Annotated in this window: 18 protein-coding genes; 13 read left to right on the forward strand and 5 right to left on the reverse strand. The window is 62.2% G+C overall.

Features of this window, described 5'->3' with window-relative positions:
- Positions 1-27: 27 nt before the first annotated feature.
- From ACYZTK_RS18490 to ACYZTK_RS18520, 7 genes are read left to right on the forward strand one after another with little or no spacing between them, the layout of a single operon-like run.
- Positions 28-1,629, forward strand: coding sequence for a 5-guanidino-2-oxopentanoate decarboxylase (locus tag ACYZTK_RS18490; protein ID WP_462011167.1), 1,602 nt, complete (start codon positions 28-30; stop codon positions 1,627-1,629).
- Positions 1,630-1,663: 34 nt separating this feature from the next.
- On the forward strand, positions 1,664-3,247 hold the full coding sequence (locus ACYZTK_RS18495) for a zinc-binding metallopeptidase family protein (RefSeq protein WP_462011168.1): 1,584 nt from the start codon (positions 1,664-1,666) through the stop codon (positions 3,245-3,247).
- Between the two features lie 33 nt (positions 3,248-3,280).
- Positions 3,281-4,093, forward strand: coding sequence for an ABC transporter ATP-binding protein (locus ACYZTK_RS18500; RefSeq protein ID WP_462011169.1), 813 nt, complete (start codon positions 3,281-3,283; stop codon positions 4,091-4,093).
- Between the two features lie 54 nt (positions 4,094-4,147).
- Positions 4,148-4,918, forward strand: coding sequence for a transporter substrate-binding domain-containing protein (locus tag ACYZTK_RS18505; protein ID WP_462011170.1), 771 nt, complete (start codon positions 4,148-4,150; stop codon positions 4,916-4,918).
- Positions 4,919-4,957: 39 nt separating this feature from the next.
- Positions 4,958-5,671, forward strand: a complete 714-nt coding sequence (locus ACYZTK_RS18510; RefSeq protein WP_462011171.1) for an ABC transporter permease — start codon at positions 4,958-4,960, stop codon at positions 5,669-5,671.
- A 12-nt stretch (positions 5,672-5,683) separates the two neighbouring features.
- Positions 5,684-6,373, forward strand: coding sequence for an ABC transporter permease (locus ACYZTK_RS18515; RefSeq protein WP_462011172.1), 690 nt, complete (start codon positions 5,684-5,686; stop codon positions 6,371-6,373).
- 49 nt (positions 6,374-6,422) lie between these two features.
- Positions 6,423-7,604, forward strand: coding sequence for a pyridoxal phosphate-dependent aminotransferase (locus tag ACYZTK_RS18520; protein WP_462011173.1), 1,182 nt, complete (start codon positions 6,423-6,425; stop codon positions 7,602-7,604).
- Between the two features lie 55 nt (positions 7,605-7,659).
- Here the strand turns inward: ACYZTK_RS18520 and ACYZTK_RS18525 are convergent, their stop codons facing one another.
- From ACYZTK_RS18525 to ACYZTK_RS18540, 4 genes are all read right to left on the reverse strand, one after another.
- Positions 7,660-9,543 (reverse strand): TonB-dependent receptor domain-containing protein, encoded by a 1,884-nt coding sequence (locus ACYZTK_RS18525; RefSeq protein ID WP_462011174.1) that lies wholly within the window; start codon positions 9,541-9,543, stop codon positions 7,660-7,662.
- A 158-nt stretch (positions 9,544-9,701) separates the two neighbouring features.
- Complete coding sequence (dxs, locus tag ACYZTK_RS18530; RefSeq protein ID WP_462011175.1) at positions 9,702-11,600, reverse strand: 1-deoxy-D-xylulose-5-phosphate synthase; 1,899 nt, start codon at positions 11,598-11,600, stop codon at positions 9,702-9,704.
- Positions 11,601-11,704: 104 nt separating this feature from the next.
- Positions 11,705-12,592: a (2E,6E)-farnesyl diphosphate synthase gene (ispA, locus tag ACYZTK_RS18535; RefSeq protein ID WP_462011176.1), complete on the reverse strand. Its 888-nt coding sequence runs from the start codon at positions 12,590-12,592 to the stop codon at positions 11,705-11,707.
- Positions 12,589-12,831 carry an exodeoxyribonuclease VII small subunit gene (locus ACYZTK_RS18540; RefSeq protein ID WP_007894317.1) on the reverse strand — a complete coding sequence of 81 codons (243 nt, stop codon included), beginning with the start codon at positions 12,829-12,831 and terminating at the stop codon, positions 12,589-12,591. The genes ispA and ACYZTK_RS18540 overlap by 4 nt, the downstream gene beginning before the upstream one ends.
- Before the next feature lie 355 nt (positions 12,832-13,186).
- Here ACYZTK_RS18540 and ACYZTK_RS18545 point away from each other — a divergent pair, with 355 nt between their 5' ends.
- The 6 genes from ACYZTK_RS18545 to ACYZTK_RS18570 are packed head-to-tail and all read left to right on the forward strand — an operon-like array spanning position 13,187 to position 23,339.
- Entirely contained in the window at positions 13,187-13,978 is a 792-nt protein-coding gene (locus ACYZTK_RS18545; protein ID WP_462011177.1) for a YfaP family protein, read from the forward strand.
- A 35-nt stretch (positions 13,979-14,013) separates the two neighbouring features.
- A complete protein-coding gene (locus tag ACYZTK_RS18550) occupies positions 14,014-15,711 on the forward strand; it encodes a DUF2138 domain-containing protein (protein ID WP_462011178.1) in 1,698 nt (565 codons plus the stop codon).
- A gap of 32 nt (positions 15,712-15,743) precedes the next feature.
- Positions 15,744-16,346 carry a DUF1175 domain-containing protein gene (locus tag ACYZTK_RS18555; protein WP_462014927.1) on the forward strand — a complete coding sequence of 201 codons (603 nt, stop codon included), beginning with the start codon at positions 15,744-15,746 and terminating at the stop codon, positions 16,344-16,346.
- Positions 16,343-20,908: an alpha-2-macroglobulin family protein gene (locus ACYZTK_RS18560; protein WP_462011179.1), complete on the forward strand. Its 4,566-nt coding sequence runs from the start codon at positions 16,343-16,345 to the stop codon at positions 20,906-20,908. Before ACYZTK_RS18555 ends, ACYZTK_RS18560 begins: the two co-directional genes overlap by 4 nt.
- Position 20,909: 1 nt before the next feature.
- Positions 20,910-22,529, forward strand: coding sequence for a DUF2300 domain-containing protein (locus tag ACYZTK_RS18565; protein WP_462011180.1), 1,620 nt, complete (start codon positions 20,910-20,912; stop codon positions 22,527-22,529).
- 3 nt (positions 22,530-22,532) lie between these two features.
- A complete protein-coding gene (locus ACYZTK_RS18570; RefSeq protein ID WP_462011181.1) occupies positions 22,533-23,339 on the forward strand; it encodes a YfaP family protein in 807 nt (268 codons plus the stop codon).
- 39 nt (positions 23,340-23,378) lie between these two features.
- Here ACYZTK_RS18570 and ACYZTK_RS18575 read toward each other — a convergent pair whose 3' ends face one another.
- Positions 23,379-23,618 (reverse strand): type II toxin-antitoxin system RelB/DinJ family antitoxin, encoded by a 240-nt coding sequence (locus ACYZTK_RS18575; RefSeq protein ID WP_462014928.1) that lies wholly within the window; start codon positions 23,616-23,618, stop codon positions 23,379-23,381.
- Positions 23,619-23,634: the final 16 nt, after the last annotated feature.

Genomic DNA, 23,634 nt, shown 5'->3' on the forward strand with positions numbered 1-23,634 from the left:
TCCATAAGAAAAATAAGAGGTGCTCGCATGACCAGTTGTGCTCAGGCGCTTGTGCGTTTGCTTGAAGGCTACGGTGTGGAATCGGTATTCGGCATTCCCGGCGTGCACACGGTTGAGCTGTATCGCGGCCTGCACGGCAGCTCGTTGTGCCACATCAGTCCGCGGCATGAGCAGGGTGCTGGCTTCATGGCCGACGGGTATGCCCGCGCCAGCGGCAAGCCGGGGGTGTGCTTCATCATTACCGGCCCGGGCATGACCAATATCCTCACCGCCATGGGGCAGGCCTACGCCGATTCGGTGCCGATGCTGGTGATCTCCACCACCAGCCGTCGGGAGCACCAGCGACTGGGCCATGGTTATCTGCACGAAATGCCCGACCAGCGCGCCGTGGTCTCCGGGGTTTGCGCCTTTAGCCATACCCTGCAGCGTCCCCAGGATCTGCCGGAAGTGCTGGCCCGTGCTTTTGCGCTGTTCAGCTGCGCCCGTCCGCGTCCGGTGCACATCGAAATCCCTCTGGACGTGCTGGAAATGCCCGCCGACGACCTCGATTTGCGCCCGCGTACCTTGCCGCAAGCGCCGGCTCCGGCGACGGCGAACATCGATGCGGCGGTGAAGTTGCTGAAGTCGGCGCGCAAGCCATTGATCCTTGCCGGCGGCGGCGCACGCCGTGCCGGCCAGGCGCTGCAAGCCCTGGCCGAGCGCCTTCAGGCCGCAGTCGCGCTGACCACCAACGCCCGTGGCCTGCTGGCCCCCGAACACCCGCTGCTGCTCGATGGCGTGCAATCGTCGGCCCATGGTCGGGCGCTGTTTGCAGAGGCCGATGTGGTGCTGGCGGTGGGCACTGAACTGGGGGAAACCGACTACGACTTTTTTGGCCTCGGGCCTTTGGTGTTGAATGCGCCGCTGATTCGCCTGGACATCGATCCGCTGCAGATTCTCGGTGCGGCGCGGGCCGACGTCGGCTTGCTGGGCGATGCCGAGCAAGGTTTGCAAGCGTTGCTGGCCGCACTCCCGCCAGCAACTGCCAGTGACTGGGCACAAGAGAGCGTCGCCCGGGTCAACGCTGCCGAACGTGCCGGCTGGAGCGCCAAACAAAACGTCATGCAGCTGATGCTCGACACCCTGCGCGACAGCCTGCCGGCGCCGATTGTGGTGGGCGACTCGACCCAACCGGTTTATCAGGGCGCGTTGGGTTATCGCGCACCCCAGGCCAATAGCTGGTTTAACGCCGGCACCGGTTTCGGCACCCTGGGCTACGGCTTGCCGGCCGCCATCGGCGCCAAGCTGGCCATGCCCGAGCGACCTGTCATCGCCGTGGTGGGCGACGGCGGCATGCAGTTCTCCAGTGCCGAACTGATTGCCGCGCGGGAGGCCGGGGCCGGGGTGATCGTGGTGCTGTGGAACAACCACTGCTACGCCGAGATCCGCGACTACATGACCACCCGTGATATTCCTCCACTGGGTGTCGACATCCTGCCCCCGGACTTTGTCGCCCTGGCCAAGTCCTGCCACGTACAGCATCTGCCGGTACGCAGTCGCGAGCAATTGCGCGAGGTGCTTGTCAGTCTGACCGATACCCGTCAGCCGGTGCTGCTGGAACTGGACGCCGCCGCCTTCTTGTCTGCCTGAGCATAACGCCGCTGAAATCGAGGGAGTGAACCGCATGGAACTGCAAAAAAGCTTTGCCCTGAACTGGATCGAACGGCATCGTCAACAACTGTCGGACTGGCACCAGATTATCTGGCACTTCGCGGAACCGGCGTTTCGCGAATACAAATCCTGCGCCTGGTACGTGGAGTTGTTGCGCAAAGAAGGTTTCACCGTAGAAGAAGGCAGCGGCGGCATGCCGACCGCCTTCTGCGCCACCTTCAGCAATGGCGACGGACCGGTACTGGCGACCTATGCTGAATACGACGCGGTGCCGGGCAACTGCCAGGCCGCCACCACGCGCAAAATGCCCCGCGATGGTTTGTCGCGTTTTGCCCCGGGCCACACCGATCCGCATTCGGCGCTGGGCATCAGTGCGCTGGGCGGCGTGCTGGCGGCCAAGGCGACGATGCTCGAGTTCGGCATCCAGGGCACCATTCGTTTCTTTGGTGAGCCCGCGGAAAAACTCCGCGCCTCCAAGCCGGTGCACGCCGCCAAGGGTTACTACGACGATCTCGATGCGGCCATCAGCTTTCACCCCACCTACATGCTGCCGCTCAACAACACCACCACCTGGGATACCCACTGCGGTATCGCCTACGCCTACATCTACAGCTTCACCTGCGAGGATCCGGAAAACTGGATTGCCGCCGACCGCTACAGCCCGATTCCGCAGAACCATCTGGCTGCACGTGCGCCGGGGGCCAACGATGCGTTGATGCACTTCTATAGCCTCAACGAAAGCCTGCGCCGCTCGACACTGCCGTTTACCGGCCTGTGGAGTTACAACGAAGCAATCCTCACGGCCGGGCAGGCCACGGCCGATAACCTGCCACCGCACTTGTCGCAGATCCAGTATCTGCTGCGTTGCGATTCGATCGAACAAGCCGAAACCATTTCTTCAGTGATGGACAACAACGCCGCCGCCGCTGCAATGGCGACCGGCTGCCAGTGGAAAAAGACCTGGGTGTGCAAATCCCGCGGCGGTCTGGCCAACCATGTGCTGGCGCAGGCGACCTATGACAACCTGGCCGCTATCGGTGCCCCACAGTGGGGACGCGAAGCCTGCGATATCGCCCGGGAAATCCAGGGCAACCTGGGCCTGGAGCCGATGGCCGAACCGTTCCTGCCCGCCATCGAACAATTGATCGAGCCGCAGGAATGCGAGCGGCAGATGCGCCTGCAAATGCCCGCATGGCAAAAGTACCTGACATCCGACGACTATCCCGAATACACCTGGCATTGCCCGACGGTGCGCCTGTTGGTGGCTCGGCCGATGCTTGCCGCGCCCGCAGGCCACGTGTACCCGGACTGGGTTTCCAACGCCTTGGGCGGCATACCCCAGACCATCGACCCGATGATTGACGTGGCGTCGAAAACCATCGCCACCACCTTGCTCGATCTGTTCTGCCGGGACGAGTTGCTGGGCGCCGCCAAGGCCGAATTCAACCAGCGCACCGGCGGTGGCATAGGTGGCGAGCATTGGCAGGCACCCTTATTGCCGGCTGATTTCCAGGCGCCCCATCGTTTTCGCTGGCCGGAGTACATCCGCACCGTGCGCGGCGAGGAATGGTGGATCCCTGCCCGGGAAGACGAGTAGTTCGCATAACAACAAGAATTCGAGGAGCCAGACGTGCAAGCACTCAACGTGAACATCCCGCAGCAGCAAACGGATACCTCGGTTGTCGCCATCGACGACCTGCACAAAAGCTATGCCGATCACCACGTGCTCAAGGGCATTTCGATGCGCGCCAACGAAGGTGAAGTGGTCTCGCTGATCGGCTCCAGCGGCTCGGGCAAAAGTACCTTGTTGCGCTGTATCAATTTGTTGGAGATCCCCTGCAGCGGTAGCCTGAGAATCAACGGCGAAACGGTTGGCTTGAAAACCGGCCGCAATGGCGTCGCGCAGGTCGCCGACCCGCGTCAGGTCGAGCGCTTGCGTACCCGCCTGAGCATGGTGTTCCAGAGCTTCAACCTGTGGCCGCACCGCACGGTGCTGGAAAACGTCATCGAAGCGCCGGTGTACGTGCTCGGCGAGGACCGTAAGGAAGCCATTGCGCACGCCGAACAGTTGCTGGAAAAAGTCGGCTTGATCGACAAGCGCAATGTTTACCCGGCGTTCCTTTCCGGAGGGCAGCAGCAGCGGGTGGCCATTGCCCGGGCCTTGGCCATGCGCCCGCAAGTGATGTTGTTCGATGAGCCGACATCGGCCCTCGACCCTGAGTTGGTGGGCGAAGTGCTGCGGGTGATCCAGGGCATTGCCGAAGAGGGGCGCACGATGATTCTGGTGACTCACGAGATGGCCTTTGCCCGGGATGTGTCGAGCAAGGTGATTTACCTGCATCAGGGGCGGGTCGAGGAAGAGGGCCCACCTTCGCAAGTATTGCTCGACCCGCGCAGCGAGCGCTGCCGGCAGTTTGTGATGGCGCAGGATAACCGCGGGTAGCCCGCAGCGATTGTTTCAACCTCGATATCAATAACCAGAATGAGGCACTCAAACATGAAAAAGACACTGTTGGTTACCCTGCAAGCCTGCCTGTTGGCCGGTATCGCGAGCACCGCGTACGCCGCCGACAAATTGGTGTTCGGCATCGCCCTGGAACCCTATCCGCCGTTCTCGTTCAAGAGCGGCAAGGGCGATTGGAGCGGCTTTGAGCCCGAGATGATTACCGCCGTGTGCGAGCGCATGAAGGCCGAGTGCAAACTCAATGAAATGTCCTGGGACGGCTTGATCCCTGCGCTCAAGTCCCAGCAGGTGGACGTGGTGCTCAATTCGCTGTCGATCACTCCGGAGCGCCAGCAGGTGATCGATTTTACCCAGCCGTATTTCTTCACCCGCGCCTTGTGGATCGGTGATCGCGCCATGGAACTCGACCCGTCGCCGGCCGGCCTCAAGGGCAAGATCATCGGTGTACAGGGTTCGACCACCCACGCAGCTTTCGTCAAAAAGTACTACGGCGAATCGACAGTGCGTTACTACAACGATCAGGACGACATCCTTGCCGACCTGCGCAGCGGTCGCGTCGACATCATGCTGGCGGACCAGTTGGTGGTCGAGCCGTTGCTGGACAGCCCCGACAACTCGATGCTCGCCAGCAAGGGTGTGGCCCCGCTTGATCCACTGTTCGGCGATGGCGTCGGTGCCGGTGTGCGCAAGGGTAACGATGCGCTGCGCGAACGGTTGAACGTGGCGCTGCAATCGCTGCGCGATGACGGCAGCTACGAAAAAATCCGTCAGCGTTACTTCAAGACCGACATCTCGGCCCTTTAGTGATCCGATCGCTCCAGCAAGTCCTGCAAAGGAGGGCTCATGACGTTATCTGACATTTCCCGGCTGTTTTTTGCCGACGGCTGGCTCCAGGCCCTGGCGCAAGGCATGGTGAAAACCCTGGGCATTTCCGTGGGCGCCTTTATCCTCGGCCTGGCGATTGGCTTGATTGTGGCGATGGTCAAGCTCAAGGGCCCACGCTGGATGGTGGTCTGCGCCAATTGCTACACCACCCTGTACCGCGCAGTGCCGGAGTTGCTGTTGATTCTGCTGCTGTATTACGCCGGCGCCGACCTGATCAATCTGACGATGGCGGCACTCGGTCAACCGAGCGTTGAAATCAACGGTTTCATGGCGGCCATCGTGGTGCTGGGGATTGTGCAGGGGGCTTACTCGGGTGAAATCATCCGCGGGGCCATTGAGTCGATTCCCCATGGTCAGATCGAGGCCGCACGGGCCTACGGCATCAACCGCAGCCTGCTGGTGCGGCGGGTGATCCTGCCGAGCATGTTGCCGTTTGCTATCGCGGGCCTGTCCAACCTGTGGCTGGTACTGATCAAGGAAAGCGCGTTGATCAGCGTGGTCGGTTACAGCGAACTCTTGACGGCGGGTCGCCAGGCGGCGGCGTCGACCAAACACTACTTGCTGTTTTATCTCGCGGTTGCCGCGTTCTATTACCTGATCACACTGGTTTCCAGTTCGGTGTTCCGGCAGGTCGAAGTTCGCTTCGAGCGCTGGATGCCACGGCACGCATAAGGGAGGCTGGTCATGGACTTTCACTGGTTGAGCAGTTTTTACGGCGAGTTGGTCAGGGGTGTCGGGCTAACCCTTCAGTTACTGCTGATCTCGGGTTCTTTCGGTTTCGTGATGGCAGTGGGCGTGGCCTTGGGGCGGTTGTCGAAAAATCGCTTTGTGGCCAACGGCCTGCGTTTTTACACCAGCGTGCTGCGCGGCACGCCGTTGCTGGTGCAGATCTACGTGCTGTATTACGGCGTCGGCAGCGTCTTCGCGACCTTTCCCCTGATACGCGGCAGCGTGTTCTGGCCGTATCTGCGTGAAGGCTTCTGGTACGTCGCGTTTGCCCTGACCCTGAGCGTTTCGGCGTACGTGGGCGAAGTGCTGCGCGGGGGGTTGCGCGCGGTACCACGCGGTGAGCTGGAAGCGGCGCGGGCTTATGGCATGCGGCCGTGGCTGGTGCTGCGCCGGGTGTGGATGCCACGGGCCTTGCAGATGCTGCGCCCGACGCTGGCGGGCGAGAGCGTCATGCTGCTCAAGGCCACGGCACTGGCGTCGACCGTAGCCGTGACCGATCTGCTCGGTGCGGCGAACCTGGTACGCGCGCAAACGTTGCGGGTCTACGAGCCGCTGCTGGTGGTGGCGGTGATCTACATCATTCTGGCGATTGTCATCGAACAAGGTTTTGCCCGTATCGGCAAGACGCCCCAACGTCAGGCCTGACTGCAAAATCGATTGAAACGTCGGCCCGAAGGTTTTTAAGGAGTTGCAAATGAAATACTCGTCCATGGTCAAGCGCATCAGTGGCGAAACCGTCACTGCCTGGGACATCCACTACGCCGCGTGTGATGCGCAGGCGCGGGGTGAAGATGCAATCGTGCTGAGCATCGGCGATCCGGATTTCGCCACCGCCGATGAAATCTGCGCGGCAGCCGTCCAGGCCATCAACGCTGGCGACACCCATTACACCCACGTGATCGGCCGGCCTGAGCTGCGCGAAGCGATTGCCGCCAAGCAAACGGCTTTGCTCGGCCAGCCGGTGTCTGCCGACAACGTAGCGCTGGTTGCCGGGGCGCAGAACGGCTTGTACGCCACCGCCATGTGCCTGTTCGAGCAGGGTGATGAAGTGCTGGTGCCGGCGCCGATGTACCTGACGTACGAGGCCAGCATCCAGGCCTCGGGCGCGCGCCTGGTGCCAATTGCCCAGCCAGCGGAAAATGGTTTCCGCCTGACCCTGGCCGCCATCGAGGCGGTGATTACCGACAAAACCCGCGGCATCGCCCTTGCCACGCCCAACAACCCCACCGGCAACGTCTACACCCGCGAAGAACTGGAAGCCGTGGCACTGGTCGCCCAGCGCCATAATCTGTGGGTGATCAGCGATGAGGTCTACGGCCAGCTTACCTACGACCGCCCGCACCAGAGCGTGGCGACCCTTGAAGGGATGGCCGAGCGCACCGTGGTGCTCAACAGTCTGTCCAAGTCCCACGCCATGACCGGTTGGCGGGTAGGCTGGGTGGTGGGGCCGCGGGAATTGATCGGGCACCTGGACAACCTGTTGCTGTGCATGCTCTACGGCTTGCCAGGCTTTATCCAGGCGGCCGCGCTCAAGGCACTGGAGCTCGATGAGCAAGTGGTCAGCCAGGCGCGGGCCCTGTATCGCCGGCGTCGCGACCTGGTGGTCGAAGGGCTGCGCCATGTACCGCTGCTCAAGTGCAAGGTGCCCGAGGCCGGCATGTTCATGTTGGTGGATGTGCGAGACAGCGGGCTGTCGAGCACCGACTTCGCCTGGCAGCTGTTCCGTGAAACCGGCGTTGCGGTTCTCGACGCCAGCGCTTTCGGAGCCAGTACCGCCGGATTTGTGCGGATCTCGTTTACCGTTTCCGATGCCGCCTTGAGCGATGCCTGCGGTCGCATCGGCAAGTTTGTCGAGGACCTTCAGGCGCGCCGCTGAGACCCGGCATCCGCTGATCCGTGATGCCGAAGCGCTGACCTGAAATAACTCAAGGTCAGAGCTGCGGCGTCCACGTCACCCCGAACATCCAGGCCCGACCTTCCTCGCGATAGCCATACTGGCTGCCGTCATGGCTGTACAGCGCCCGGCTGTAACCCTTGTCCAGCAGGTTATCCACCTTCAGCTCCAGCTTGACCTCGCGATTCAATTCCCAGCTGCTGCGCAACCCCAACAGCGCATAGCCACCCAGCGGCTGCAGGTTGTTCTCATCGTCATAGCTGCTGCTCACCGCCTGCCAGCTGGCACCGAGCCCCAGTCGGTCAAACTGTCGATCGAGGTCCAGGCTCAGGGTGCGTCGAGCGCGGCGTGCCAGGGTGTGGCCGGTGGCGCGGTCCTGAGGGTCGATGAACGCCACGCTCAGGTTGCCTTGCCAACCGAACAGTTCCTGTTTCAGGGCGGCTTCGAACCCGTTGATCCGCGCCGACGCGACATTCTGCGGGCGAGAATTGCTGCCGAAGATGATCGCGTCTTCGAGGTCGGTGCGGTACAGCGACGCTTCCAGGCGACTGCTCTCAGTCAACTGGCTACGCCATTGCAGCTCGTAGCTTTTCGAGGTTTCCGGCTTGAGGTCAGGGTTGCTGAAATCCGGGTAATACAAGTCGTTGAAAGTCGGTGCACGGAAACCTTCGCTGTAGCTCAGCAGCAGGTCATTGTCCGGGTTCAGCGGCAGGGTGAAGGTGCCACTCCAGCTGTTCTGGCCGCCAAACTGCTGGTTCTGGTCCCGGCGCAAGCCCAGCTCCGTGGAGAAACTGTCTGCCTGGTAGCGATGTTGAATGAACGCGGCGCGGTTCCAGCGACTGTCCTCGTCGAACGGAGTGCTGCTGTTGATCCGGTCTTCGTACCAGTCCCCACCGAGGATCAGGCTGTTGCGGGCGTTGAGCGTCAGGTCGTTCTGCCAGTTCAGCGAATCGCGGTAGGTATTGAACACGCTGCGCTCATCACTGAGTTTGTCGAGCGTCTTCTCGCGGTTCTCGCTGTGGCCCAGTTCGAGCCGGGTTTTCCAGGCGTCGTTGACCTTTGCATCAACGTAACTGCTGACGCTGCTCACAGTGAAATCGCTGTAGGGCTGCTGCTGGACTGACTCGAACGTGTTGCTGTCAAAGCGCCCGAAGGGATTGTCGAAAGCGCTCTTGCCGCGGTTATCCAGCAGGTTGGCGCCGATTTCGATGTCGTCGCTCAGTGCGTGACTCAGGCTCAGGCTGACGGACTTGTTGCGGTACTCATCGTGATCGCCATCACTGGTGTATGACTCATGAGTGCGATCGATTCCGGCGGTTTCATCGAGACTCGCCCCGAGATCAAAGCGGGTTTTCTCATCCCCGCCCGACAAGCCAATGCTGCGTTCCCAGGTCTGATTGCTGCCAAAGCCGACATGCATGCGCGGCTGCAGGCCCGTTTCGCCGCCACGGCGGGTGAAGATCTGGATCACTCCGCCAATCGCGTCGCTGCCATAAATCACCGAGCGGGAGCCACGCAATACTTCCACGCGCTCGACCTGCTCGATGTTGATGTGCTGCAGGTTGCTGTCGCCGGAAGTCGAGTTGCCGATACGCTGGCCATCGACCAGCACCAGGCTCTGCGCCGACTTGGTGCCGCGAATGTAAATCCCCGGCAGACTGCCGCGGCCACCGGTTTGCCCGACTTGCACGCCCGGTACGCGTCGTAGCAGGTCGGTGACGCTGCTCGGTTGCAGGCGGTCGAGGTCTTCGCGAGTGAATACAGTGTTGGCGGCGCTGCTGTCGTTACGGGCCTCGACCTGGCGATTGGCGCTGATCAATACGTCGGGGAGCTTGAGGGCTTGATCGCGTTCAAATGAGTCAGCCAGCAGCGGGCCGGACGGCAGAAGGGTCAGCGTCAGGGCGAGGGGGGAGAGTTTCATTGGCAGTCCGAGGTGATTCAGGCGCGACACAACTCCCTGTAGGAGCTGCCGAAGGCTGCGATCTTTTGATTGTGTTTTGCAGATTAGGAGCTGCCGAAGAGCAAGATCAAAAGATCGTCCGATCGCGGCCCGAGCCTTCGGCAGCTCCTACGGGTGGCCTACAAGTTTAGCAATTGCAGGCGCTGACGGATCGACGCCTCGATCCCCGCTTCATCCAGCCCGCACTCGGCCAGCATCTGCGCCGGCTTCGCGTGCTCGACGTAGACATCCGGCAAGCCCAGGTGCAGCACCGACTTGAGGATATTCTCCCGAGCCAGGAACTCGCTGACCGCGCCACCGGCGCCGCCCATGATCGCGTTCTCTTCGACGGTCACCAGCAACTCATGACTGCCGGCGATTTCGCGAACCAGGGCTTCATCCAGCGGTTTGACGAAACGCATGTCGACCACGGTTGCCTCCAGGGTCTCGGCGACTTTCAGCGCTTCGGCCAGTTGCACGCCGAACACCAGCAGAGCGACCTTGCTGCCCTGACGGCGCACGATGCCTTTGCCGATTTCGATCGGCTCGAGGTTTTTCTCAATTGTCGCGTTCGGACCGTTGCCGCGTGGATAACGCACCGCCGCCGGCCCGTTGTACAGGTGGCCAGTGGTGAGCATCTTGCGCAGTTCGTTTTCATCGCTCGGGGTCATCACCAGCATGCCGGGGATGCAGCGCAGGAAAGACAGGTCGAAGCTGCCGGCGTGGGTCGGGCCGTCTTCACCCACCAGGCCGGCGCGATCGATGGCGAACAGCACGTCGAGGTTCTGCACCGCCACATCATGCACGAGCTGGTCGTAGCCCCGTTGCAGGAAGGTCGAATAGATCGCCACCACGGGCTTGGCGCCTTCGCAGGCCATGCCGGCCGCGAGGGTCACGGCGTGTTGTTCGGCAATCGCCACATCGAAATAGCGCAGCGGAAAACGCTCGCTGAAGGCGACCAGGTCCGAGCCTTCCTTCATGGCCGGCGTGATGCCCACCAGGCGCGGATCTTCGGCGGCCATGTCGCACAGCCACTCGCCAAACACGCCTGAGTACTTCGGCCCTGTGGCTTTCTTAGGCGCAGCGGCGGGTGCATCGAGCGGTTCGAGCTTGGTGATTGCGTGGTAACCGATAGGGTCGACTTCCGCCGGAGCGAAACCTTTGCCTTTCTTGGTGACCACGTGCAGGAACTGCGGGCCTTTCAGATCGCGCATGTTGCGCAGGGTGGCGATCAGGGTCGGCAAGTCGTGGCCATCGATCGGGCCGATGTAGTTCCAGCCAAGTTCTTCGAACAACGTGCCGGGAACCAGCATGCCCTTGGCATATTCCTCGGTGCGACGGGCGATTTCCCAGGCGCCGGGCAGGCGCGACAGGACCTTCTTGCTGCCTTCGCGCATGCTCGCGTAAGTGCGGCTCGAGAGGATCTTCGCCAGGTAATTCGACAGGCCGCCGACGTTGCGCGAGATCGACATGTCGTTGTCGTTGAGGATCACCAGCATGTCGGCGTTCACTTCGGGCGCATGGTTCAGCGCTTCGAACGCCATGCCCGCAGTCAGTGCGCCGTCGCCGATCACCGCGATCGCCTTGCGATCACTGTTCTGCAGGCGGGCGGCAATGGCCATGCCCAGCGCTGCGCTGATCGAGGTGCTGGAGTGACCGACGCCAAAGGTGTCGTACTCGCTCTCGGAGCGCCGCGGGAAGGCGGCAACGCCATCCTTCTGGCGCAGGCTGGCCATGCGCTCGCGGCGGCCGGTGAGGATCTTGTGCGGATAAGCCTGATGACCCACGTCCCACACCAGCCGGTCATCCGGGGTGTCGAACACGTAATGCAACGCGATAGTCAGCTCGATGACGCCCAAGCCCGCACCGAAATGCCCACCGGTCTGACCGACCGTATAGAGCAATTCCAGGCGCAACTCATCGGCCAGGGTTTCCAGCTCGGCTTCGCCTAACCGGCGCAGGCCGTCCGGCGTGTTGGCACGGTCGAGCAGGGGCGTGGTCGGGCGCTTGCGGGGAATCTCATGAAACGTCGTGGGCATCAGGCGAATCGTTATAGGTATAAAAGATGCGGCAGTTTACCTGATGCATCGCCCCCTGCCCACGCGTTGGTTTTATCTTGGCCGATACGCCATCGACTGCGCCGTCAGCTGCGCCGCTCGACGATATAGCGGGCCAGGTCGCGCAACGGTTCCGCTGCCGCGTCAAACGGTCGCAGGGCGTGCAGGGCCTGGTCACGCAGTTCCAGGGCATACGCCTTGGCCGCATCGAGACCGAGCAGGGCCGGGTAGGTCGGTTTGTCGCGAGCGATGTCGGCGCCCTGGCGTTTGCCTAGGGTGGCGGTATCACTTTCGACGTCGAGAATGTCGTCCTGCACCTGAAACGCCAGGCCGATGGCCTGGGCATAGGTCTGCAGGGACTTGAGCTGTTCCTGCTCGGCGCGGCCGCTGGACAGGGCGCCGAGCTTGACGCTGGCCTCGATCAGCGCGCCGGTCTTGTGCCGGTGCATGTATTCGAGCGCCTTCTGATCGAGCTTCAAACCGACCGAGCCGAGGTCGATTGCCTGGCCACCGACCATGCCGGCTGGGCCTGCCGCCAACGCCAGGGCGCGGACCATCTGCAGGCGGATCGCGGCATCGACCGTGCTCAGCTGCGGATCGAGCAAGGCGCTGAACGCCAGGCTCTGCAGGCCGTCGCCGGCCAGAATCGCGCAGGCTTCATCGAATTTCTTGTGAGTCGTCGGCTGGCCGCGACGCAAATCGTCATCGTCCATGGCCGGCAGGTCATCGTGCACCAGGGAATAGGCGTGGATCAGCTCGACCGCACAGGCGGCGCCATTGGCCTGTTCAGCCTGTCCGCCCAGCGCTTCGCAGGCGGCGTATGCCAGCAACGGCCGCACGCGCTTGCCGCCGTTCATCACGCTGTAGCGCATGGCTTCGTACAAACGTGCAAGTTCGGGGCTCGGGGCGACGAACAAAGTCTCCAGCGCAGCGTTGACCCGCGCCTGGCTGATTGCCGAATACGCTCCAATCATTCTGGCTGGTCCGCGTCGAAGGGTTCCTCGGCGAGTTCGCCATCACGTTCGAGCAGCACCTGGACCTTTTGCTCGGCTTGGGCCAGCGCCGCCTGGCAATCACGGGTCAGACCGATGCCCTGCTCGAAAGCCGTCAGCGAGTCTTCCAGCGACAATTCGCCGTTCTCCAGTCGCTCGACCAGCGTTTGCAGGTCAGCGAGGGATTGTTCGAAATCCAGTGCAGCTTTTTTGCGGGCCATGGCGGCTATTTCCGGTTGACGTTAAACCGGCGCGACACTAGCAGACATGGGGGTTATGGGCAAATGAGCGGGGTACCTCCAGGTGCTCTCTCAAGATGAATGAGCCGAATAAAAAGGCTATTCGGCTCATTTAGTGAGCCGAATAACATCGCTATTCGGCTCACCACCCCAAATTCGCGTGATTCCCACAGCAAATTCAGACGGATCTGATTGTGAAAAACCAGTCGACTGTCTAACCTCGCGCCATCCACGACCGGACGGTCACGGGTCTTTTTTGACGAAACGCAGTATCTGGATCTGTCACGCGCCGAGGGTCAGGCGCAAGGTTTCGTTGTGCATGGGCAGGAGGCGTTACATGCGTACATTTCTTCTGGCGTTGCTGGGTTGGGCCTGCGCGACCGCTGCCTGGGCCGAGCCAACGACCGACCTGTCGGAACCGGTAGGCGGTTGGCGCTACAACGGCCTGCTGGACCGCAGCGAAAACCCTCGTGTGGCCTATCCCACTCCGCCGATCGACCGGGGCGTGCAGCGCAATCGCACGATGATCGAAGGGCAGCTCAAGGCTATCGGTACCCAGCGCGGGCCGCACACCCTGGCGGTCAATGGCAATCCCCTCAATCTGTACACCGACGACCAGGGCCGTTTCGCCCGGCCCTATGCGTTTGGCGCCGGCTCCAACAGCGTCGAAGTGCGCAGCGCCGAAGGTCAGTCGCTTAAACGCGTGCAGTTTTATGAAGCCAACAACCTGCGCACGCCGGCGCGGATTCGTGTGGCGCTGGGCTGGGACGATCCGAAAGCCGAACTCGACCTGCACATTGTCACCCCCGATGGCCAGCATGCGTTCTGGGCTCGGCCGGCGATGACTAACGGTGGCGGCCTGGACCCCGACGGCGTGGACGGCCCGGGCCCGGAAATGTTCACCATGACCGCGCCGATGCGCGGCACCTATCTGGTATACGTCAACTATTGGGGCAACTTCGGTAGCGGCGGCTATAACTTCGATGAGACCAGCAACCAGAACGAGGTGATCACCTCGCAGATCAACCTGGTGCTGAACGAGAACACTGTCGACGAAAAACGCGAAACCTTCATCGTGCCCCTGCGCGCGATAGGTGACCTGTTGCTGGTCAAGACTTTCACCTACTAAGCATCCCGTTCCACGGATGAAATTGGGCTTTTGATATGAGCGATAACTCTGTACCTGTGTCAGCCAATCCGCCCCGTCGCTGGCCGGCGCTGTTGCTCGGGTTGTGCGTGGTGGCCGGCGTCGCGGGGGCCATGGGCTGGTTCATGCTCAAGCCTAAGCCGCCGATTGCCCTGTTGGCCAGCGACAAACTGGGCATGAGCCGGCCCGACGGGCTGCTCGAAACCCATTCCCTGAGCCAGCTGCCCAAGGACCTGCTGGCAGTGCCGTTTCTCAAGGAAACCCTGACCGAAGATTTCGTCTTCTATTACGAAACCCATGCCGATCGCTTGGGCCTGATTGGCAGTCTGCGGCGGATCATCTACGAGCATGACCTGAAGTTGCAGGACAACCTCATCGAGCAGCTGTTCGACCAGCCGGCGGACGTTGCCCTATGGCGTGGGACCGATGGGCGTCTGAAGGATTTCCTGCTGGTAATGGACCGCGGAGGCCTGGCCAAGGTGCTCGAGCCGCTGGCCAAAGTGGCGCTGGATGATACACAGCTAAGCAAAGTCGCTGACCTGAAAGTCGGTGCCGACGACGTCGCGCTGTATCAACTGACCTACAACGCCACCAAGGCAATGCTGTTCGCCTCCCATGGCGACAAACTGGTGGTGCTGTCCAATCCGACCCGCCTCCAGGACCCTGAAAGTGGTGCCCCGCCAGAGCCCGGCAGCGTTTCCAGCCAGGCCATCGCGGCGTTGCTCAACGGCGAAAAACTCTTCCCTGAAGCGTTCGGCCTGCAAGCCCGTACACCCGAAGTGAAACAGCGGCTGTCGGTGAATTCCAGCGTCCTGGCTATGGGCTACCAGCGCTTTATCCCCAATTTCGCCGGGCTGCGTTTTGACATGGACGACAAGGGCTGGCACAGCTTCCTCGCCATGGACGAACTGGAGAACCAGCCGGACTTCGATTTCAAGCCGATCTGGCAAGCCATGCCCATGGGCGCCAGCGCTTGTGTGGCCTTGCCGCTGGCCGCCGAGCAACAGAAACCTCTGCTGGTGAAGCTCGGCGCTGACGACAAGGTCGCCCAGGCGCTGACCGAACACATGGCGGGGGCTGCCGGCCTGTGCTGGTACGCCGATTCGCGGCTGTACACGCCGTTGCTGGTGGCTAGCCTGGACGATGATGACAGCGCCAAGCTCGATGGCGACCTTGGCACTCTATTTGGCTCGATGGTCGGCGCGTATGAAGGCAATGTCGATGAGCATGCTTTTCCGGTGGTGGAAAAACAGCAAGGTGAAACCCATCAGTGGCAGCGCCAGGTCAGCTCCAACTTCGGCCCCTATGCGGCCAAGGAAGCCGAACAGCCGGATGCGATCAGTGGCAAGGCGTTCATGCGGGTGAGCCTGGCGCGCCACGGCTCGACGCTGCTGTTTTCCCTCGACGACAAGCTTGTCGACAAAGCCCTCGGTACCCTCAACAAACGCTTCCCGCCGATGGCCGACGTGCTGCCCAAGGACCTGCTGATGCCGGTGTACTTCGGCCCGGACTCGATGGCGCAACTGATGCAGCAGGAAACCCTCGACAGCCTGCCGCAAGACATGGAGCCGGTGTTCTACAACGCCGCGCAAACCTACCTGATTCCGAAACTGCGCACCCTTGGCGGTTATGGCAAATACGCCCTGACATTGCCCGAAGGCAGTGAGCCCGACGGCCATTGGCAGTGGCTGCCGCTGGAGTGGAAAGCGCTGTGACAGTGTTCATTCGAAGCCTCGGCCTGCTGGCGATGCTGTTGGGCAGTCGGGTATTTGCCAGCGAAGCGGCCCCGCTCGATCCGCAGCAGTCCCAGGTATTTCGCGCCTGGTTCGTGCGCATCGCCCAGGAACAGTTGGTGCAGGGGCCTAGTCCGCGCTGGTACCAGCAGGACTGCGCCGGGCTGGTACGTTTCGCCGCCAACGAAGCGCTCAAGGTGCATGACGATAAATGGCTGCGCAGCAATGGCCTGTCCAATCGCTACCTGCCGCCGGAGTTGCAACTGAGCGAGGCACAACGCTCGCTCGCGCAGCAATGGCAGCAAGGTGGTGGCAAGGTCGGCCCCTACGTCAATGCAATCAAGTTGATTCAGTTCAACAGTCATCTGGTCGGGCGTGACGTGGCCCAGGCCCGGCCCGGCGACCTGATGTTTTTCGATCAGGGCGACGATCAACACCTGATGATCTGGATGGGCCGCAACATCGCCTATCACACTGGCACCACCACCCCGACTGACAATGGCATGCGCTCCGCGAGCCTGCAGCAACTCATGACATGGAAGGACACCCGATGGATACCCGACGCAGCCAACCCCAACTTCATCGGCGTCTATCGACTGAATTTTCTCTCCCAATGACAGGTGCCCGCATGTTGCGTCTACTGCCTGTGCTATTGCTCCTGATGCTGCCTTTTGCGCCGGCTAACGCCGAAGACAGCGTTGAGCCCAGCGGCTACACGCCGGTGTCCGGGGAAAGTTTTTTCCTGCTGGCCGACAGCAGTTTCGCCAGCGATGAACAGGCCATGGTGCGGCTCGAAGCACCGGGCCGCGATTATCGCCGGTTTCGGATGGAGCCTTATGGCGGTGCGGACATCCGGGTGTATCGCATCGACAAGCCGCTGGATTTTCTCAAGCGCCAGAAGAATCTGCACCGGGTGATCAGCGACGGCCAGTTCAAGGGTGAAGGGTTGTCGAACACCCTCTCTTACCTCTGGGACAACTGGTATCGCAAGTCGCGGCGGGTGATGCAGCGGGCGTTTTCCTACGAGTCGCGCAAACAGGTCACCGAGGAAGTGCCGGAACTGAAGATGGGCGCCGCCATGGCCGCGCCCACGCCCTACGACGCCCAGCCGCAATTCGCCTTGATTCCGGGCCTGCCGGTGGTCAGTCAGTTCCGCTATCCACTGTGGGAAGCCAAGCCGATCCAGCCACCAGCAGGGGTTAACCTGGCCGGTTCCTCCAGCGATTTCGTCAGCGTCGCCCCGGGCAATGTCTACATCCCGCTGGGTCACCTGAAACCGGGCCTGTACCTGGTGGAAGCGCTGATCGGCAAGTACCGCGCTACCACCATGGTGTTCGTCTCCAACACCGTGGCCGTGAGCAAGATTGCTGGAGATGAACTGGTTGTGTGGGCCGCGCGCAAACACGAAGGCAGTTCGGTGCCAAAAGTGAATGTGCTGTGGACCGATGGCCTTGGGGTGATGAGCAGCGGGGCCACCGATGCCGATGGCTTGCTGCGCCTGAAACACGTGAGCCCCGAACGTTCGTTCGTGATTGGCGAGGACGAAGAGGGCGGCGTGTTTGTCTCCGAGAACTTCTATTACGACAGCGAAATCTACGACACCAAGCTCTACGCCTTTACCGATCGGCCGCTGTATCGGCCAGGGGATTGGGTGTCGCTGAAAATCGTCGGGCGTGAGTTCAAGAATGCCCGGGATTCAGTGCTGCCAACCGCCGCAGACGTCAGCGTGACCGTGCTCGACGCCACGGGCACCGCCCTGCAATCGATGGCGCTGAAGCTGGACTCCAAAGCCGGGACCCAAGGCCGGTTCCAGTTGCCGGAGAACGCGGTGGCGGGAGGTTACGAGTTGCGTTTCAGTTACAAGGATCAGGCCTACAGCAGCGCCTTCCGCGTCGCCGAATACATCAAGCCGCACTTCGAAATATCGCTGAACCTGGCCAAGCAGGATTACCGCACTGGCGAGCCGGTGAAGGGCAGCCTGGTGCTGCTTTATCCGGATGGCAAGCCCGTGGCCAATGCGCGGTTGAGCCTGAGCCTGCGTGCCCAGCAACTGTCGATGGTCGACAACGAACTGCAATACCTCGGGCAATTCCCGGTCGAGTTGACCAGCACTGAACTGACCACCGACGCCAAGGGCAACGCGACCCTGGACCTGCCCGCCGCCGACAAACCGAGTCGCTACATGCTGACGGTGTTCGCCAGCGACGGCGCGGCGTATCGGGTCAGGACCACCAAGGAAATCCTCATCGACCGTGGCGCCGCCAACTTCAGCCTGGGCGCACCGCAGCGTTTCAGTGCGATGGGCGAAAAAGTGCAGTTCAGCTATCTCGATCAAGGTGGCAGCGAGCAAGGCAAAACCGTGCTGCCGAGCAGTTACAGCTGGGTGCGGCTGGAAGACCAGAGTACTGCTGAAGGCAAGCTCAGCGCGGCGGACAAGGGCTTCACCCTGGCATTCGAACGCCCGGGTACCTACAACCTGACGCTGAAGGATGCTCAGGGGCGAGTGGTCGGTGCCACCGGCCACTCAGTCACTGGCGAAGGCGTGAAGGCCGTGCCCGGCACCGTGGAAATTGTCCTCGACAAACCCGAGTACAGGACGGGTGACGAAGCCATGGCGTTGATCACTTTCCCCGAGCCGGTCAGTGATGCATTGCTGTCGCTGGAGCGGGATAAAGTCGAGGCCACTGCGCTGCTGTCCAAAGGCGGCGACTGGCTGAAAATGGAAAAACTCAGCGAGACCCAGTACCGCGCGCGCATCCCGGTGAAAGACAACTTCGCTCCCAACCTGACGTTCTCCGTGCTCTACACCAAGGGCGGTCAGTACAGCTTCCAGAACGCCGGGATCAAGGTCACTGCCCCGCAGATCGACGTGGCGATCACCACGGATAAAGACACCTATCAGCCGGGCGAAACCGTATCGGTCGACCTCACCACCCAGTTCGCCGGCAAGCCGGTGCCGGCGCATCTGACAGTCAGCGTGGTCGATGAAATGGTCTACGCGCTGCAACCGGAAGTTGCGCCCACCATCGACCAGTTCTTCTATCACCCGCGCCGCAACAACGTGCGCACCAGCGCCAGCCTGTCGTTCATCAGCTATGACGTGGCGTTACCGGGCAGCCCTGGCGCGCCGGGCAAGGCCAATCGCAGCGAGCGGGGTGTGAAAGTGCTGGAACGGCCGCGTCGTGAAGACGTCGATACCGCCGCGTGGCAGCCGGAGCTGGTCACCGACGCCAACGGCAAGACCCGCTTCACCTTCACCATGCCGGACTCTTTGACCCGCTGGCGCATCACGGCTCGAGCCATCGCCGATGACGGCCAGGTGGGGCAGAAAAAGCAATTTGTGCGCTCGGAAAAACCGTTGTACCTGAAGTGGAGTGGCCCGACCCGCTTCCGTAATGGCGACAAGCCGGAGCTCGGGGTATTTGCCTTTAGCCAGGCGGAAAAACCGCTAAAGGCCGAGTTGCTGATTCATTACGCAGGCGCAGACCAGCGCCTGCCCGTGGCACTCAATCACGGCATCAACTACATCGCACTGCCAGCGTTTGCACTGGCCTCGGGTGAGTGGTCCGCCGAACTGCTGCAGGACGGCAAGACCGCCGATGCCCTTACCGTGCGCCTGACCGCCAGCGGCGAAGGTTGGCAGGTCACCCAGAGCCAAAGTCTGGACGCGGTCAGCGGTGATACACCGCTAAGCCTGCCTGCGGACGCTACGGATATCCGCCTGCGCCTGGATGACAGTGCGCAAGCGGTGTTCCGCTCGGCGCTCGACGACCTGCTGGCTTATCCCTACGGTGGGGTCGAGCAGACCGCCAGCCGTTTGCTGCCGTTGAGCATTGCCTATCCGGCCCTGGCATCCACCCCGCAGGTCCGCGATCGCCTGCGCCTGATCATGCAGAACAGCCGCCTGCGCCTGGTGCAGATGGCGGGCCCGTCGGCAAGTTTCACCTGGTGGGGCATGGACGGCGAGCCGGATGCGTTCCTCACTGCCTATGCCTATTACGCCGACTGGCATGCGAGCAAAGCCCTGGAGCTGAGCCTGCCCCCGGAGCATTGGCAGCGGGTGCTTGAGGTCTACGCGAAGCAGGCGAAGAACACGCCGCTGTTGCAGCGCGCGCTGATTCTGTCCTTTGCCCGGCAGATGCAATTGCCGGTGAACACTTTGCTCAGCGGCTTGATGGATGACCTGGCAAAAGCCGGCGAGGGGCATGCGGCGAACATGCTCGACGATGCCGGAGACAGCCTGGTGATGGGCGACCCGGATTCGGCACTGGGCCTGGCGGCGGCTCGAGTGTTGACGGCCTCCCTGGCCAACCAGTTGAAGGTCAATTTTCCGGATGCCTTCAACCGTCAGCTGGCGGACGCCCGCCAGCGCCTGGCGGTCAGTTCACAACCCTTTGCCGAGGCGCTGGACCTGTCGCTGCAACCCTTCGATCAGGCCCACGCGCAAGCCCTGTTGCAGCGTCTGTTGCCGCAGCAGTCAACCCTGGAGCGCGCCTTGGCGCTGACCTGGCTGGCGCGCAGCATTGAGCAGGCGTCGCCGACCATTGCGCTGGCACCGGGCGAAGGCTGGAAAAAACAACATGGCGACACCGGTGAGCTGTACTGGACATGGCAGGGCGCCCAGCCGGTGCCGAGCGTGCTGATGTTGTCCGGCACCCAGGAGCGTCCGTTAAAGGCCGCGTTGAGCTTCCAGACCCAACAGCCACCCGTTGATCCGCTGGCCGTGACCATCACCCGCCGCCTGTCACGGCTGGTGCCAGGCGACGAAGCCTTCACCTTCAAGCTCGAAGCAGTGACCGGCAAGCCGTTGTCCAGCGACAGCCTGTATCTGGACGAAGTGATCGTCACCAGCAAAGCCGCGAAACCGCTGCGCTACGGCATGCTGGAAGTGCCGCTGCCCCCGGGTGCCGATGTCGAGCGCACCACCTGGGGCATCAAGCTGATGGGCAAGGCGGGCACCGAACCGACAGCGCTGGAGAAGGCGCGTTTCGAACCGGGCCAGATGGCCTACGCCGTGCCAGTCGACGCCTTGAGCGGCGAGCTGCGCTTGCGCCATCTGGTGCGGTTCTCACAGAAGGGCGAGTTCAGTCTGCCTCCGGTACGCTTTACCCAGGTCTATGCGCCACAGCATCAGGCCCAGGAACAGAAACCGGCCTTGGGCCAGGTCACGGTCCACTGACATGGGGCGGGCTCTGGTCTGGAGCATGCTGTGCCTGATTCCCGCGCTGGCGACAGCGCAGGAGGAGCCGTTGCGCCTGGCTTTCAAAGGTGAGTTGCTGTCATTGAGCCGCACGCAGCTGATCTCTCGCCAGCCGTTGTCTGCGGATCTGCAGGCGCCGCTGGGCAGTCTGTGGAAGCTGTTTGTCTACGCCTGGCTGGTGGATACCGGAGCGCGTGAAGCGCCATATGAATGCCGCGGGCAGTCCAAGGAAGAAGTCTACTGCTGCACCGCAGGCGGCAAGATCGAGCGCGACCAGGCCTTGGTCAAATCCTGCGGTTTGTACTTCGAACCTGCGCGGCTGGGCCTGAATGCCACTGACTGGCGCACTTACTGGCAAGCGCGGCAGGCACCGTCATGGCTGCTGGACCTGCCGTCATTGCAGCCCGCCACTCGAGTGTCGGTGGCGCAGTTACTTCAGGCGCTGGCGCTGATGCCGGCGCAGGACAAGGCGCGGCAGGTGTTGCTCGACGTAGTGTTGAACGCCGCTGATGGCAACGTCGTCGGCGAACTCGGCGGTCGTTTGCGGGTGAAGACCTGGAGCTGGCTGGGCGATCAGGACCCATCATCGCGTCAGGGTGGTTTTGCCGGGTGGACAGTGGATGGCGCGCCGCTCTGGGCCGGCGGGCGCGGAACCAGTCAGAGGGTGCTGCGCAAACATGGCGCAGCATTGGCGTCCGTGCTGCCTGTGGATTGGCCTGCAGATGCCGGGCGTTGCGTCGAGGTGGGGCTGTTTTCGCGTTATCCCATTGGGCGGGTCATGTCAGGCGACCGGGTAGTAGCGTCCGGACCGCTGCAGGGCGATTTTCGAGTCGAGTTCGCCAACGGCAACCAGCTCGATATACACAGCGATGGCGAACTGTTCCTGCTCAACGCCAAGCTCGTTGCCCGACTCGACCGCGAAGAATACGTCGCCCGCGTGCTTCAGCGAGAAGCCAAAGCTGAACCGGTTGAGGCCGCGAAAGCACTGGCCATTGCGATCAGAACCTACCTGCTGCAAAACGCCAGCCGCAATGGCGACTGCCTGAGCATCGACGACAGCAGCAGCCGGCAACGGGTCGCCCCACGGCCCGCCACCGCAGAATCCCGCCACATCGCCGCCTGGACCAGCGACCTGGTGCTCGCCGGCAGCACCGTCACCTACCATTCGGACCAACCGGGGCCGGACAAGCTCTCCTGGCAGCAAGCCGTCGAACAAGCCAACGCCGGCCAGCGCTACGACGCCATTCTGCTGCACGCCTACCCCCGCGCCAGCCTCAGTCGCTGGGACAACCCCGTCGCGTCCTGCGAAGCACTGCCCGCCGCCCAGGACTGGCTGCAAAAGCAGCGCCGGGGCTGGCGTCCCAGGCTTGAAAGCGAAACCGGCTACAACGACGTCAGCACCTTCGCAGTCTGCCGCCTGGCCTTCGGTCGCCCCTATGTCGATCGCGAACGCCAGCGCCTGTACGTACGCGGCGTGCTGTCGCTGCAGGATCGCCTCGATCTGACCCATGAATACCTGCACCTGGCCTTTGAAGCGCATCCCAACGGCCAGGACGAAACCTACATCGAAGGGCTCGCCCGTCATCTCTTGCTGGAATAGGCCATGAAACTCCGCTATTCACCGATCATCCTGTTCCTTTGCGTGTTGCCTGCAATGGTTGCTGCCCAGAGCGCCGTCAAACTCGACACCCCCGTCGGCGGCTGGCGCACCGGTGCGCCCGAAGGCGAGGGCGAAAACTTCCGCCAGACCGTCAACTACCCGGCTTCGTCGGTCAACACCCCGGCCGGCCAAGCCAGCACCGCCCGCATTACTGGCCAGATCAAAGCCACGCCCAAGTCCACAGAGCCCGGACGCCTGATCGTCAACGGCGTCAGCATGCCCCTGAAAATCGACCCCACCGGCCGCTTCGATCGCCCGTTCTCGTTCCCCAACGGCAGCAACAGCGTAGAAGTCCGCAGCCCCGACGGCCAGCAACGCCATCGCACCCAGTTCCTCAACACCAGCGGCGGCGCCACCCCGGCCAAACTGCGGGTACTGCTGGCCTGGGACAGCGACAACACCGACCTCGACCTGCACCTCATCATCCCGGATGGCGCGCACATCTGGTACGGCGACCGAGTCGCCCCGAACGGCGCTGCGCTCGACGTCGACGTCACCACCGGCTACGGCCCGGAAATCTTCGCCATGCCGGCGCCGATCAAGGGGCAATACCTGGTGTATGTGAATTATTTTGGCGGCGGGTATCGCAGTGATGCTGAGGGGCAGGAGGATGCAGTGCAGCCGCTGACGACCGCGCAGGTGACGGTGATTACGGAGGAGGGCACGCCTAGCGAGAAGATGGAGACTTTTCTGATACCGATGCGGGCGGTGGGGGAGTTGACGTTGGTTAAGGGTTTTAGTTATCCGTGAGGGGATTTCGGCGGAGTTGATGAGCGTCAGGAAACGAATTTATAAGTTGTCCAGGTTAACTTTGACTCGCTGAGGAGTGGCAAGGCGCTCGGTGACCTCGGCTATGAGTACTTCATCCTCTTCGCTAAGTAATGAAGCGATGAAGGGCAGCTCGCCGCTTTCGGCAACGTATTGGAGGATTTGGCACAGAAGTTCTGAGGGTGTTATTCCGAGCTTTTCCAGCTCTGCGAAAGAGCGCTGTTTCAGATCATCGTCGATGCGGATGGTGATGGATGCCATGGTGGGATGCCTGTGA

It is taken from the genome of Pseudomonas sp. LB3P31 (genome assembly GCF_054897945.1).